This window comes from Oxalicibacterium faecigallinarum (genome assembly GCF_014635705.1).
In the GTDB taxonomy this organism is placed as follows: Bacteria; Pseudomonadota; Gammaproteobacteria; order Burkholderiales; family Burkholderiaceae_D; genus Oxalicibacterium; species Oxalicibacterium faecigallinarum.
The window spans coordinates 821148-835686 of sequence record NZ_BMDI01000001.1 but is presented as its reverse complement, the minus strand read 5'-3'; the positions used below and the strand labels follow the sequence as shown (position 1 = coordinate 835686).

Here is a 14539-nt window from a genome sequence, read left to right as displayed (position 1 = left end):
TCAAGGAGCATCATGAGTACATCCCTTTATACGCCGATCAAGGTTGGTGATCTGGAACTGAAAAATCGCATCTTCATGGCACCGCTGACGCGTCTGCGCTCAAGTGAAGGCCGTGTGCCGAATGCCTTGATGGCTGAGTACTACGCGCAGCGCGCATCGGCCGGCATGATCCTGACAGAGGCAACCTCGGTCACGCCACAAGGGGTTGGCTATCCGGATTCGCCGGGTATCTGGTCGGAAGAGCAGGTCGCAGGATGGAAGCTGGTGACCGAAGCCGTGCATAAGGTTGGCGGTCGTATTTACCTTCAGCTCTGGCACGTCGGCCGTATTTCCGATCCGATCTATCTGAATGGTGAGTTGCCGGTCGCGCCAAGTGCCATCGCGGCAGAAGGACATGTCAGCCTGGTGCGTCCAAAGAAAGAGTATGTCGTACCACGCGCGCTGGAGCTCGATGAGATTCCAGGCATCGTCGATGCCTATCGCAAAGGTGCGGAAAATGCCAAGCGTGCCGGTTTTGATGGTGTGGAAGTGCATGGTGCGAATGGCTATCTGCTTGATCAGTTCCTGCAGGACAGCACGAACAAGCGCACCGATGCTTATGGCGGTTCAATCGAAAATCGCGCGCGTTTGATTCTGGAAGTCGTCGATGCGTGCATCGACGTGTGGGGCAAGGATCGTGTCGGCGTGCATCTGTCGCCACGTGGTACGTCGCATTCGATCAGCGACAGCGATCCGCTGGCGACCTTTGGTTATGTGCTGACCGAACTGGACAAACGCGGCATTGCCTTCGTCTTCATTCGGGAAGTGCTGGGCAGCGATCGGCTTGGACCGCAGTTTAGGAAGCTGTTCCGCGGCGCCTATATCGCCAATGATGGTGTTTCCAAAGAAGCGGCCGAACAGGCCGTGCAGTCGGGCGAGGCAGATGCCGTGGCATTTGGCCGTGCCTTCATTGCCAATCCGGATTTGCCGGCGCGGTTGCAAAAGAATGCCGAACTCAACCCGCAGGATGCACAGACATTCTACGGTGGCGGCGCACCCGGCTATACGGACTATCCGGCGCTGGCCTGACCGATTTCCAGAATCCGCCTGCCTTCCGGGGTCAGCATGTCGTGATGCTCGGGGTGGGTGCGAAGGAAGTGGGCAAAAAAGCTGCATACCGGCATGATGCGTTGCCCGTTCAGTCGACAATGCATCGTGATGCGCTCGGCAAGTGCGCTACCGTGACTTTTCCCCGGCAATTCCGGATTGGTCTCGGTATGCGTCAGAATCACAATATTGCCAAACAGGTGATAGTCGACAAAGCCAAGCAAACGTCCTTCATCGAATAGCTGATGCCGACGGCTGGTCGGGGAACGGTTTTCGAAAGATGGATTCATACTCTTCAGAGTCGTATGGCTGCACTTGTACGTATGGGCAGAGCATACCCTGTTTGATCACAGCGAAATTGGAGACCACGCATGCCAGCCGATCGCGCACCTGACACCCGTGTTGCACGGACACCTGACGACAGCAGTCGCATTCTCGTCGCAGCGATCGAACGCGGCGATATCGATACGGTGGTGTCATTGTACGAACCTGACGCCATTCTGTTTTCAAAATCGGGCCGCCTGATGCATGGCCTTGATGCAATCCGCGAGAACAATCTAGGATTGATTGCGTTGAAGCCGACCTTCACGATTGATTTCATTACGGCGACAATCAGTGCGGATGGCACGCTGGCTACCAACCGGATGAAGGCAGAGCTGAACTGGACTGACAAGGATGGCAATCCGAAGCAGGCAAGTGTGGATACGCTGGAAGTATTGAGAAAACAGCCGGACGGATCATGGCTCTACGTGATAGACGATCCGTACGGCAGTATGCGGGCAGGAATGGAAAAACGCTGACCATTCCTGCTAGACGTCGTTAAGACTTGGGCTTGCGAACGAAGCGGCTCAGATCGGAAATGCGTTGTTCGGTATGAACACGCAAGCAGCTGTAGTATTCGATTTCTTTCAGTGCGCTGCCGCGGTTGTAGATGCTGACCGCTTTGCAGTCCTCTTCCACAAAGCTCTTCCAGGATTTTTGCGCCGTGGCCATTTGTTTTTTCACGGCTTTGTAGGGAATGCCATCTTCATCTTTCTCCGGCATCTGATTCAGCAAGGCGGCATGGGTTGCGTTGAGTTCTTTTTCCGCTTTGTGAAAAGCATCCTTGGCACATGCACTCATTTCCTGCGCGCTACCCTTGGTTACACAAGGATCGACTTGTTGAGCCATCGCGGACAGTGGCAGCAAGGCCAGAGCAAACAGGAGGTTTTTTTTCATTTTGCGTGATCCTGAAGAAGTGAACAAATCAGTGAGAAGAAGACGAAGCGCATTCAGCCGAATGACTTCATCATGCGCGAACAGCTTGCGTGAAAATTTGCGCAACGTCAATAAAACACATGTTTTCCGTGCGGGATCACCATGTCGACGATCAGTTCTTCAAACGATAACCCGTCTTGAAAATCCAGCCAACAAGCGCAAGGCAGACCGCTAAAAAGAACAGTGTCATGCCGATGCTGATGCCGACATGGACATCGGCAACGCCAAAGAAACTCCAGCGGAAGCCGCTGATCAGATAGACCACCGGATTGATCAGGGCAATCTTTTGCCAGATCTCAGGCAGCATCGTGATCGAGTAAAAGCTGCCGCCTAGAAACGCCAACGGCGTGACCACCAGTAACGGAATGATCTGCAGCTTTTCAAATCCGTTTGCCCAGATACCGATCACAAAGCCGAACAGGCTGAAGGTGATGGACGTCAGAAACAGGAAGAACAGCATCCAGAACGGATGCTGGATCGTGAAGCTGACGAAGAATTCGGACGTCAGCAGGATCAGCAGGCCGAGGATGACGGACTTGCTGGCCGCCGCGCCGACATAGCCGATCACGATCTCGACATAGGAGATCGGTGCCGACAGGACTTCATAAATCGTTCCGGCATACTTGGGCATGAAGATGCCGAACGATGCATTCGAGATGCTTTGCGTCATCAGCGTCATCATGATCAGGCCCGGCACGATGAAGGCGCCGTAGCTGACGCCATCGATCTCGGCCATGCGCGAACCGATGGCAGCACCAAACACGATGAAATACAGCGACGTCGAAATGACAGGTGACGCAATGCTTTGCATCAGCGTGCGCCAGGCACGTGACATTTCGAAATGATAGATGGCGCGGATTGCGTAAAAATTCATGATGTTTTCTTGTTGCCTTCTTTGATCGTCGGGCCTGCAGTTCAGGAATGAACCAGATTGACGAAGATTTCTTCGAGTGAGCTCTGGCTTGATTGCAGATCCTTGATTGCAATGCCGTGTTCATCCAGACGACGCAACAATTCGGCAATACCGGTTTGTTCACTCTGGCCGTCGAAGGTGTACACCAGTTCGTTGCCGTCATCAGCCAGTTCGAGCTGCGTGCCGGCCAGCGCTGCAGGAACAGCGGTCAACGGCTGTTGTAACTGAATGCGTAACTGCTTCTTGCCCAGCTTGGTCATCAGTGCGTGCTTTTCCTCGACCAGAATGATCTCGCCTTTGCGAATGACGCCAATGCGGTCGGCCATTTCTTCGGCTTCTTCAATATAGTGCGTGGTCAGGATGATGGTCACACCGTTCTCGCGCAGGGCGCGCACCATGTCCCACATGTCGCGCCGCAATTCCACATCCACCCCGGCAGTCGGTTCATCGAGGAACAGGATTTGCGGATCGTGCGAGAGCGCCTTGGCGATCATCACGCGCCGCTTCATGCCGCCGGACAAGGCGAAGATTTTGGAATCCTTCTTGTCCCACAGCGACAGCGAGCGCAGAACCTTTTCGATGTGCGCGTGATCCTTGGGCTTGCCAAAGATGCCGCGGCTGAAATTGACGGTTGCCCACACTGTTTCAAACGCATCGGTGCTCAGTTCCTGCGGGACGAGTCCGATCTTGCTGCGCGCGGCGCGAAAGTCGTTGATGATGTCGTGCCCATCTGCCAGCACGGTGCCGCTGCTCGGGTTGACGATGCCGCAGATGATATTGATGAGGGTGGATTTGCCAGCACCGTTCGGACCGAGCAGGGCGAAAATTTCACCACGCTTGATCTCGAGGTTCACGCCTTTCAGGGCCTGATAGCCGGATGCGTATTGCTTGGTCAGCTGTTGGACCGAAATGATGGACTGCAAGCGAACTCCAATGTGCTGTTGATCCACAGCATTGTAATGCGATGCATGAAAGCCTGCCGCGGAGCGTCCGGATCGGTCAGAGCGCAATGCTGACCTTGTGTGGCGGCATGTACATGCTGCGCGTCATGAGGTCGACACCACAGTCCAGCGTATCGATCCAGTCGAGAAATCTGGTAATGACCTGGCGACCTTTCATCGGCGCGCCATGTTGCGGCACGATCCATTCAGGATCGATTTCCCGGACCATCGCTGCCCAGTACCGGCAAACCTTGTTCGATACCATGTAGCGTGTATGAAAGCCTTTCATGTACGGGACATGGCTGTCGAAGTCGGTGACGATGGCGGCCGCATGCTCAGGCTTCATCATCGACGCACCCATGTCGCCGGAAAACAGAATGCGGCTGGTCGGGTCGTAGAACTGCAAGTTGCCCTCGGCATGCAGGAAGTGCGCCGGCAATATTTGAAAAGTCGTGGTGCCGAAAGGAAACAGTGTGCCTTCATCCGGCAGGGCAATGATGCGGTCTTCGGTTTTTCCTTGCGGGCAGAAATGAGGAACGAAGCGGGACCAGATACGGGAAATCAGTAACTTGGTTTGCGAACCGTTGAGCCAGCGTGGCAGCGACGCAATGATGTCGGGATCGGCATGAGAGGCAAAGATGTACTGCAGTTGCTTGGGTGGAAAGTATTTGCTCATCGCCATGTAGAGTTCGTTGTAGGTCAGCACGCCTCCAGGATCAAGCAGGATGCCGTTATCGCCTTCCACAATGAGGAACTGATTCGACTGTACCGATTCGCCATCTTCATCCGCCAGATCGGAAAACATCAGGCAGATATGCCTGCCGTTATTGAATAGTTCGATTGCCATAGTTGTCCTGATCCATAAGTCTTTACGCCTCCAGCACGCGCTGATGGATTATCGAATCGCTGACACTCTTGTCCGTTGATTTACATCAAAGTCCGGTCGCTCCTGTCTCTTTGGCGTTTTTGATGTAAATCAATGGGTCGTGCAGGGCTGTCCCTACACTGCATGCATGGGTCGTAAGTATCGACACCGACCTGACTACGGAGCCATGCATGACCGATCTGATCACAATCACGAACAATCTGGATGTCGAGTTCGATGCGGCACTCATCCAGAAGCTGGATCGCAAGGGACCACGCTATACCTCATATCCGACCGCTGACCGCTTTACGCCCGAGTTTGCCTATCGGGATTATCTGCAGGCGGTAAACGGTGCGATTACGCGCGGCAATGTCCATCCGTTGTCCTTGTATATCCATATCCCGTTTTGCGAATCGGTCTGCTATTACTGCGGCTGTAACAAGATTGTGACGCGTGATCGCAGCAAGGCAGCGACCTATCTGCGTTATCTGAAACGCGAGATCGATATGCAAGGGCGCTTGCTGGCAGGGGCCAATCGCGTCGAACAGTTGCATTTTGGTGGCGGTACGCCGACCTATATCAACGACAGGCAGATGGGTGACCTGATGGCGCATCTACAGCGCTGGTTTGAGTTTGTGCCGGATGCGGAAGGTGAATTTTCGATTGAGGTTGATCCACGCACCGTCTCGCGTGAACGCGTGCTGAGTTTGCGTAATCAGGGATTCAATCGCATCAGTCTGGGTGTGCAGGATTTTGATCCGGAGGTACAGAAGGCGGTCAATCGTGTGCAGCCGGAAGAGGAAACGCGTGCCGTGATCGCTGCAGCGCGTGAGGCGGGCTTTCGCTCGGTGAGTATCGATCTGATTTACGGTTTGCCCAAACAGAATCTGGCAACCATGCAGCGCACGCTGGACAAGGTGATTGCAGCCGACCCCGATCGTATCTCGGTTTACAACTATGCACACATGCCGCACCTGTTCAAGCCGCAACGCCGGATTGCCGATATCGATCTGCCGGTCGGCGATACCAAGCTGGCGATGCTTGCCTTGTGCATTCAGCGACTGACCGATGCGGGGTATGTTTACATTGGCATGGATCATTTCGCCAAGCCGACCGATGATTTGGCTGTTGCCCAACGGCAGGGACGCTTGCATCGCAACTTTCAGGGTTACTCAACCCATGCGGAAGCCGATCTGATTGCGTGCGGTGTTTCCGCCATCAGTGCAGTCGGTGCGACATACAGCCAGAACGCCAAAACGCTCGATGAGTACTACGATCGCATCGAGCAGAATGAATTACCGATCGTGCGCGGTATGCGACTGAGCATGGACGACCTGCTGCGTCGGATCGTGATCCAGATGCTGATGTGCCATTTTGAGCTGTCAATCCATGCAATCGAACTGGCGTATCCGATTGTCTTCAACAGTTACTTCAGGACGGAACTGCTGGAGTTGCAGCACCTTGAAGAGAACGGCTTGCTGGTCATGGATGAAGACTGGATCACGGTCACACCGAAAGGCAGATTGTTAATCCGCAATATCTGCATGGTTTTCGATCATCATCTGCGCACCGCAGAAAAAGACGTCGGACTGATGCATACGACTTCGCCAACGCCGCAAAATTATTCGCGCACGATTTAGCCGTACGACCTTCCATTTTTTCTCACATCGCCATCGAAAGCCGCATGCAGATTAGGTTTGCATGCGGCTTTCATCCTATGCAGCTGGATTGGCATCTCCCATAAACAACGTAATTGCATTTTGTTAATAGAAATTCGTTAAATTAATTAGTGAAGATTTTTGTTTCTCTGCATACAATCGAGGCAGTATCGCTCTATATACCGGAGTGATCTTGCGCGGCAGAAAGCTGTTTATTCAAGAACGATCAATAAAGAACAGACGTTTCTGATGTGCATGTAAGCGATGTTGATTGCGACCTGAACGACAATTCATTCACTTTATGCGACCAATTTCTCTCGGTAAGTCTTTTATCACCCTGGCTTTGTTGATCGGCGTTGCCATGCCGGCATGGGCGCAAGGTTTTGGCGATGAAAGCAATGATTATTCTGAACAAGCAGCGACCTCCACTTCATTACGCAAAACATCCACCACATTGAGGCGGTTGGGGATGGCGCGTCCGATGGAACTGCGGGGCATCGATGGTGCCGGCGAGATCGGCTTCAGCGTGCGTCTCGATGAAGTCGTGGCCAAAGCAAGGCTCAATCTCAGCTACACCTTGTCACCGGCATTGTTGCCGGGGATTTCGCATCTCAAGGTTTTCATCAACGATGAGATCGTGCAGATTGTGCCCGTCACACGCGAGACGGTGCTGGCACCACAGCGTGTGGTGCTGGATCTCGATCCGCGTTACATGACGGACTACAACAAGCTGCGGATACAGTTGATCGGTCACTACACGATGGAATGCGAATCGCCATTCCATTCCAGCCTGTGGGCCACGATCAGCAATGAAAGCACGCTGGAGATGGAATATCAGTCAGCCACGCTGACCAATGATCTTGCCATCTTTCCGGCACCGTTCTTCGATGCACGTGACAACAGCCGGCTGAATCTGCCCTTCGTCTTTGATGGCACGCCGGACCTGGCGACGTTGCGGGCGGCGGGTGTGCTGGCGTCATGGTTTGGCAGTCATGCGGATTACCGTCAGGCACGCTTTCCGACCTTCCTGAACAGTTTGCCGAACAAGCATGCGATTGTGTTTTTGACCAATGCGCATCGTCCCGCCTATTTGCCGAACATTGCACCGGTCAATGGGCCAACGATTTCGATGGTGGCGCATCCGACACAGCCGGGACAAAAGCTGCTGCTGATTCTCGGGCGCGATGCGGCGGATCTGCAACTGGCAGCAGATGCGATTACCTTGGGCAAGGCAGCCATGACGGGTGCCAGCATGACGGTCAAGGATCTGCAATATCCGAAACGTAAGGCCGCCTACGATGTGCCACGCTGGATACCGGTCGGTCGTCCCGTGCGTTTTGGCGAACTGGTCAAAAATCCTTTTGATCTGCAGACTCGCGGTATCACGCTGGGCGGCGTGACCCTGAATGCTCGTATGCCGGCTGATCTGTTCGGATGGGACACGAAGGGTGTGCTGATCAATCTGAAATACCGTCATACACCCGTACGCGAAGGCGAAACGGCGCGTCTGAATGTGGAGATCAATGACGAGTATGTCGATACGATCTTGCTTGGCAATCAGCGTCGGGACGGTGCGAGCCGTCTGCAACTGCCGATTCTTGGCGAGGACATGGCATCGGCGCATAGCGATATCAACATCCCGGCATTCCGGATCGGCAGCAATAATCGTCTGTACTTCCGATTCGATATGCCACCATCGGATTCCGGCCATTGCCGGGCGACTAATCTGAGTGAAAATCGTGCCGAGATCGATCCCGACTCCACACTGGATCTATCGCGCTTCGATCACTATGCGGCCATGCCGAATCTGAGCTTCTTTGCCAACAATGGTTTTCCGTTCACCAAATTTGCCGATCTGGCCGAGACCACGGTGGTGATTTCCGACCAGCCGAAACTGGCCGAACTTTCGACCTTTCTGGGCGTGATGGGCAGCATGGGTGCCTCGACGGGCGCGCCTGCCACTTACTTCAAGCTGGTCAATACGCGTGATCTGGACAATGTGGGTGATACCGACATCCTGCTGATTTCGGATGGCACCGCCAGCAATGTGCTCGAAAAGTGGGGCAAGTCGATGCCGGCCCTGATCCGGGCGACCGAGCGCAGTTTTGCGCCATTGAGTGGTGCGGTCAATGCGTTCTATGACTGGTTTGGCTTGGGGCGCAAGCCGGCACCGATTCTGGGCGCCACATCGACCTGGACTGGCGATGGCCCGCTGGCCGCGATCCTTGGCTTTCAGTCGCCGATCAGCAGTGGTCGCAGCGTCGTGGCATTGACGGCGACCAGTGCGGATCTTTTGCCGGATGCCCTCAATGCGATTCAGGATCCGGGCAAAATGCGGAGTGTGCGCGGTGATCTGGCGTTGATTGGCGGCGCGGAAGTGCAGAGTTTCCGTACTTCCAACGATGTCTATTATGTCGGCCATCTGCCATGGTGGCGCTGGATCTGGTTCTACTTCAACAATCATCCTTTCCTGGTTGCCGTGCTCGGCATTTTTGTAGCGATTCTGGTTTCCCTGTTTGCCTTCCGTACCTTGCGTGGCATTGCGGCGCGTCGCCTGCAACAGAATAAAAAGGATTGATGTTGCGTGAACTGAGGATGTCCATGCCGCGTCGTCGGGTCCTGCGCCAACTCGGTGGAGGATTCGGTGCCTTGCTCACGGGTGCCATGCTGCCGTCCTCGGTCGCCATGGATGCGACGGCGATCTCATGCAAACAAAAGTGGCCGGCATGGGAAGCCTTTAAATGGAATTTCATCTCACGTGACGGTCGCGTCATCGATGCCAGTCTGGAAACCGAAGGCACGACATCGGAAGGCCAGTCCTATGCCTTGTTTTTTGCATTGGTGGCCAACGATCAGCCGATGTTTGAAAAGGTCCTGAACTGGACTGAGAACAATCTTGCCGATGGTGATCTGACCGCGCGTCTGCCCGCATGGTTATGGGGAAAAAACAAGGAAGGTCAATGGGGCGTGATCGATAGCAACGCCGCCTCTGATTCTGATTTGTGGATTGCCTATGCGCTGGGTGAGGCAGGGCGGTTGTGGGACAACCGTCGTTACATCGCCCTGTCCTCCTTAATGGCCAGTCGCATTTTGCGTGAAGAAACGGCGAATATTCCGGGACTGGGACTGACGCTGTTGCCGGGACCGATCGGCTTTACGCTGAGTCCGACCAGCTGGCGTCTGAATCCCAGCTACATGCCGCTGCAACTGATGCAGTGGTTTGCCGAGGTCGGCAAAGACACGCGTTGGGCAAAGTTGCTTCAGTCTTCACGGCGCATCATTTTCGAATCAGCTGAACAGGGTTACTCGCCGGACTGGATCATTTACGAGCAGGACAAGGGCTTTCGCATCGATACCGAAGGCGATGAAAAAGGCGAGGGTGCGTACAACGCGATCCGGGTTTATCTGTGGGCAGGCATGCTGGCGCACGAGAGTGAAGACAGACAGCGTCTGTTGGACCGGTTTGCGCCGATGGCCAATCTGGTGGAGCAGCAAGGCTATCCGCCCGAGTCCGTCAATATTCAGACCGGCAGGTCCAATCGTGCCGGGCCGCCGGGCTTCTCGGCTGCCATGCTGCCGTTCCTGGCGGCGTCTGGACGCACCGAGGCAGTGACGCAGCAGCTACAACGGCTGCAAGCCAGCCCGATTGCCGCCGACTCCTATTACGGGCAAGTGCTTGGTCTGTTCGGGCTTGGCTGGCGCGAGCAGCGCTATGTATTCAAGCGAAGCGGACATCTCAAACCGATGTGGGAGGGGTGTCGATGAAGTTACGTTCGGTGCTGCTGGCGATGGTGATGGCAGGAGCAGCCAGTGTTCCCATGTTGTCCTTCGCCGCGTCGCAAAACGACAATGTGCAGTCGCTGCTGCAAGCCGCCACCTTGTGGGATGGCAAGGACAGGCCGGATATCGCGCGCGAATTCCTGCTGAAGGCTTTGCTGATTCAACCCAACTCGCCGGCGGTGCTGGCGATGCTGGGTGAGATGGAGTTACGCAGCAATCGGCCGCAGGAAGCTCTGCGCTATCTGCAGCAACTGGAAAAGAGCGCGCCAACCAGTCCCTTGCTGGCGGATCTGCGTAACAGCTATCGACTGGCAACCTACGACAAGGAAACAGTCGCGCGCATGCGGCTGCTGGCGCGTGCCGGGCAGATTGACGAGGCAGAAAAGCTGCTGCGACAACTGTATCCGGATGGACCACCGCGTGGCGAAGCGGCCCTTGAATATCACAGTATCATCGGCAGCGCGCCACGTAATGCTGCATCGTCTGCTGCTGCGCTGGGAGCACTGTTTCGGGAAACCGGGGATGTCCGTTACCGGCTCGGGCAACTGAATCTGCTTGCCAACAGTTACGAGAATCGATACGCCGCCATCAGCGGCTATGAGTCGCTTGCCCGTGCGCCCGGCATTAACACGCGTCGCCTGCAGGATGCATGGCGCCTTAACCTGTATCGACTGCCGAATGATGCGCGTGCCGTTGCAGCGATTCGCCGTTATCTCGAAGTATTCCCCGACGATCAGGCGATGGTGTCGCAAATCGCGACGGTCCAGCGCAACGCCGAAGACGAGCGCAAGGTTGCTGCAGTGGGTGGCGCCGCCATCTATGGCGATGAACAATCAAGCGATCCACAGATCGTGGCACGAGGTCGCGCGCTGGAAGCGCTGAACAAAGGCGATCTGACCACAGCAGAAACGCAATTACAGCGCTTGTTGCGCACGCGTTCTGATGATCCGGTCATTTTGGGCAATCTGGGCATGATTGCGTTCAAGCGTGGTGATCATGCCGCTGCAGAGAGTTGGTTTGCGCGTGCTGACCGCGCGACGCCTGGCGGCAGTCGTGAATGGCGCAACATGATTGTATCCGCCCGATTCTCGCAACACATGCGAGCCGCGGATGAATTGCTGGAGCAGCAGCGTTTGCTGGAAGCAGAAGCGATGGTGCGCAACGCGCTGAATCTGCGCGCCAATGATGCGGATGCGCTGACCCTGCTGGCAAACATTCGGCTTGAAGCGGGTGATGCCAGAGATGCGGAAAAACTGTTCCGCACTGCGTTGCAGCGTGAACCGGATAACAGTCGCGCCTTGCGCGGACTGGTCAGCTTGCTGGCACGCAGCGACAGACGTGATGAAGCCAATGCCATGCTGGATGCATTTGCCAGACGTTATCCCAAGCAAGAAGGCAGATATGCCGATGTGCGCGCCGATTTGCTTAGGGAAGAGGCCGACAATTACATCGCCGCCGGGCGTCCAAGTCACGCGATTCAGGCACTGGAAAATGCGATTGTCCTGCAGCCGGACAATGCCTGGAATCGTTTTGCACTGGCGCGCCTGTATGACAACCTGAGTCTGCCCGAATTGGCACGCAAGGTCATGGACGACGGCGTTGCTCTGGCACCCAGAGCGGCAGATATGCGTTATGCAAATGCGCTCAATCTCATCAGTCAGGGAGACAATCAGCGCGCCTTGCAGGAACTGGCCGTGATCCCCGAGAAGGAACGCACGCAAGGCATGAAGGATACGGAAGTACGGGCCGTCATGAATCTTGCCGTTGCGCAGGCACGCGCGGCGATGGCACAGGGCGATGTGGAGGAAGTACGCCGCATCATGGCCGATGCCGAACGGATTGCTGCTGCGCAGCCTGGCATGGGCGCAACCGAGCAAGTGGCTGAAGCCTGGTTCTCTTTCGATCAGCCAGATCGCGGACTGGCCTTGATGAAGTCACGTTTGCGGCCGTCGAGCCCGGCCGATGATCAGTTGTACTACGCCTCACTGCTGGATCGTGCTGGCAAGGATGCGGAACTGACTGCTTTCCTGCCACAGCTTGAAGAAGTGATTGCCCAACAGAGTACAGGTGATGCCGCATCCTCCAGTGCAGCGCGCTTGCGCGAGATTCGCAATGCCATGCTGGATCGGGATCTGGTCCGTATGGTGGATGCCGGCATGATGGGCGATGCGCGTTATCGTGTCGCGCAACGTGCCGAGGGCGAGCAAAACGAGAGTTCGCAGCGTACGGTTGCGCGGCAGTGGTTGATCGTACGTCAGCCGGAAAAGGCGATTCCGATACTGAAGGAATTGAAGGCGCGTCACCCAGATGACGTGAGCGTGCGGAATGATCTGGCAATCGCCTATTACGATGCCCGCGAACGACGGCAGGCACGTGAAGAAGCTGTGGAGCTGATGGGCATGACGCGCGCCGACGACTTGCAAGGCAGACTGGATGTGGCCCGTCTGTTGATCCGCATTGACGACTATGCATCTGCCCGACGTCTGCTTGCTGATTTATCGCAACGGCATGAAAACAATGCGGAGATCCTGTTTCTGCAGGGACGCGCCGCGCGCGGCGAACGGGATTATGCTCAGGCTGTCCAGTACCTGAAAATGAGCGAAGCCCTGACGATTGCACCAGGGCAGCCGCAAGTGCAAACGCAGACACGCCCGGATGTCTTGCTGGATTTACTGCCCGCAGACACCACACGTCCGCCGGAAAGCGTCGTGAGCGGACAGGAACGACCATGGCTGCGGATGGCCAGCAGTCTTGGCGAATCCGGCACGACCAGCGATTTGCCGATGCTGGTATCCAGCGGAAACACGGCACGTGATCGCGCGCGCCGAGAAATTCTTGAAATAGAAGAGCGCCGCCAGCCTCGCATTGAGATGGGTTTCGATCTGCTGTCCAAGTCCTCGTCGGATGGCACATCGACCTTCCGTGGCCGCGAGATTCCATTGGTCGCATGGATACCGGTCGGCTACGACGGACATGCCTTCCTGCACGCCGACAAAGTCAATCTTGACGCCGGTAGTCTGCCGTCCGATTTTTACGATGCCTCGCTATTCGGTACGGTCGATCTGACGCAGGCCAATCTGGCGGCGCCAGTTTCTCAGCGTGCTTCCGGAACCAACGTTGGTGTCGGTTATCAGGGTGATGAGTGGCGTTACGATATTGGTGTCATTGGCATGGGGTTCCCTGTTTCCAATGTGGTCGGCGGCGTGCAAAGGAAATGGTCGATGGATGGCATCGATTATTCGGTAGGTTTTTCGCGACGGCCTCAGGTATCAAGCCTGCTGTCCTACGCCGGTGCAGTCGATCCGGTGAGCGGCAGAAAATGGGGCGGCGTGACAGACAATGCCATCACCGCAAGCATGTCGACGAAGATCGACGACAACTACCTGTTTGCCAGCGCATCCTATGGCTTGCTGCGGGGAGAAAACACCAAGGACAACGATCGTCTGAGCGTGCGCACCGGTGTGGACCGCGATGTGTATCGCAGCAAGGATCTGATCATCAATACGGGACTTACCCTCTCTTATCTGCGTTACGACAACAATCAGTCGTTCTACACCTTTGGTCATGGTGGTTACTACAGCCCGCAAAGCAGTACCTCGCTGTCGCTGCCATTGCAGATCAACGGACGTGAAGAAAAACTGTCCTACATGGTACGTGCCAGCGTGGCGTACTCGCACACCAGGGAAGACGACGCACCGCTGTTTCCCAACGATCCTGCATTGCAGTCCGCTGCAGAAAACCTGGCGTTGTTTCCTGCGTATTACGACAACGCCTATCATCCGGGGGGCAACGGCGGCGGCTTGGGTTACTCGTTTCGGGCAGTTACCGAATATCGTCTGACCCCGCATTGGACACTGGGCGGTCGGGTCGATATTGATCGCTCTGCGTACTACACACCAAACTCGCTGCTGGTGTATTTGCGCTATCACTTCAAATCGCAGCTAGGCGATATTTCCTTGTGGCCGACAACGGTGACACCTTATTCACGGTACTAGGAAACGACACAAAAAAGCCGATCGGATGATCGGCTTTTTTATTC

11 protein-coding genes are annotated in these 14539 nt (G+C 55.6%); 6 read left to right on the top strand and 5 right to left on the bottom strand.

The window, feature by feature from the left end; translation table 11 throughout:
* Window positions 1–12 precede the first annotated feature (12 nt).
* A complete protein-coding gene (locus IEV29_RS04020; RefSeq protein ID WP_308632704.1) occupies window positions 13–1068 on the top strand; it encodes an alkene reductase in 1056 nt (351 codons plus the stop codon).
* Here the strand turns inward: IEV29_RS04020 and IEV29_RS04015 are convergent.
* A complete protein-coding gene (locus tag IEV29_RS04015; RefSeq protein ID WP_188379964.1) occupies window positions 1050–1376 on the bottom strand; it encodes a GNAT family N-acetyltransferase in 327 nt (108 codons plus the stop codon). The genes IEV29_RS04020 and IEV29_RS04015 overlap by 19 nt on opposite strands.
* An 81-nt stretch (window positions 1377–1457) precedes the next feature.
* Here IEV29_RS04015 and IEV29_RS04010 point away from each other — a divergent pair, with 81 nt between their 5' ends.
* Window positions 1458–1886 carry a YybH family protein gene (locus tag IEV29_RS04010; RefSeq protein WP_188379963.1) on the top strand — a complete coding sequence of 143 codons (429 nt, stop codon included), beginning with the start codon at window positions 1458–1460 and terminating at the stop codon, window positions 1884–1886.
* Between the two features lie 19 nt (window positions 1887–1905).
* Here IEV29_RS04010 and IEV29_RS04005 read toward each other — a convergent pair whose 3' ends face one another.
* From IEV29_RS04005 to IEV29_RS03990, 4 genes are all read right to left on the bottom strand, one after another.
* The gene (locus tag IEV29_RS04005) at window positions 1906–2304 is read right to left on the bottom strand and encodes a lysozyme inhibitor LprI family protein (RefSeq protein ID WP_188379962.1); all 399 of its coding nucleotides are present in this window, start codon (window positions 2302–2304) and stop codon (window positions 1906–1908) included.
* A 151-nt stretch (window positions 2305–2455) separates the two neighbouring features.
* Complete coding sequence (locus IEV29_RS04000; protein WP_188379961.1) at window positions 2456–3217, bottom strand: ABC transporter permease; 762 nt, start codon at window positions 3215–3217, stop codon at window positions 2456–2458.
* Window positions 3218–3258: 41 nt separating this feature from the next.
* Window positions 3259–4179 (bottom strand): ABC transporter ATP-binding protein, encoded by a 921-nt coding sequence (locus IEV29_RS03995; RefSeq protein WP_188379960.1) that lies wholly within the window; start codon window positions 4177–4179, stop codon window positions 3259–3261.
* 76 nt (window positions 4180–4255) lie between these two features.
* Complete coding sequence (locus IEV29_RS03990) at window positions 4256–5044, bottom strand: oxygen-binding di-iron domain-containing protein (protein ID WP_188379959.1); 789 nt, start codon at window positions 5042–5044, stop codon at window positions 4256–4258.
* A 209-nt stretch (window positions 5045–5253) separates the two neighbouring features.
* Here IEV29_RS03990 and hemN point away from each other — a divergent pair, with 209 nt between their 5' ends.
* From hemN to IEV29_RS03970, 4 genes are all read left to right on the top strand, one after another.
* Window positions 5254–6702, top strand: coding sequence for an oxygen-independent coproporphyrinogen III oxidase (gene hemN, locus IEV29_RS03985; protein WP_188379958.1), 1449 nt, complete (start codon window positions 5254–5256; stop codon window positions 6700–6702).
* Window positions 6703–7021: 319 nt separating this feature from the next.
* Window positions 7022–9298, top strand: coding sequence for a cellulose biosynthesis cyclic di-GMP-binding regulatory protein BcsB (gene bcsB / locus IEV29_RS03980; protein WP_188379957.1), 2277 nt, complete (start codon window positions 7022–7024; stop codon window positions 9296–9298).
* A gap of 23 nt (window positions 9299–9321) precedes the next feature.
* Window positions 9322–10485 (top strand): cellulose synthase complex periplasmic endoglucanase BcsZ, encoded by a 1164-nt coding sequence (gene bcsZ / locus IEV29_RS03975; RefSeq protein ID WP_188379956.1) that lies wholly within the window; start codon window positions 9322–9324, stop codon window positions 10483–10485.
* Window positions 10482–14495 carry a cellulose biosynthesis protein BcsC gene (locus IEV29_RS03970; protein WP_188379955.1) on the top strand — a complete coding sequence of 1338 codons (4014 nt, stop codon included), beginning with the start codon at window positions 10482–10484 and terminating at the stop codon, window positions 14493–14495. Before bcsZ ends, IEV29_RS03970 begins: the two co-directional genes overlap by 4 nt.
* Window positions 14496–14539: the final 44 nt, after the last annotated feature.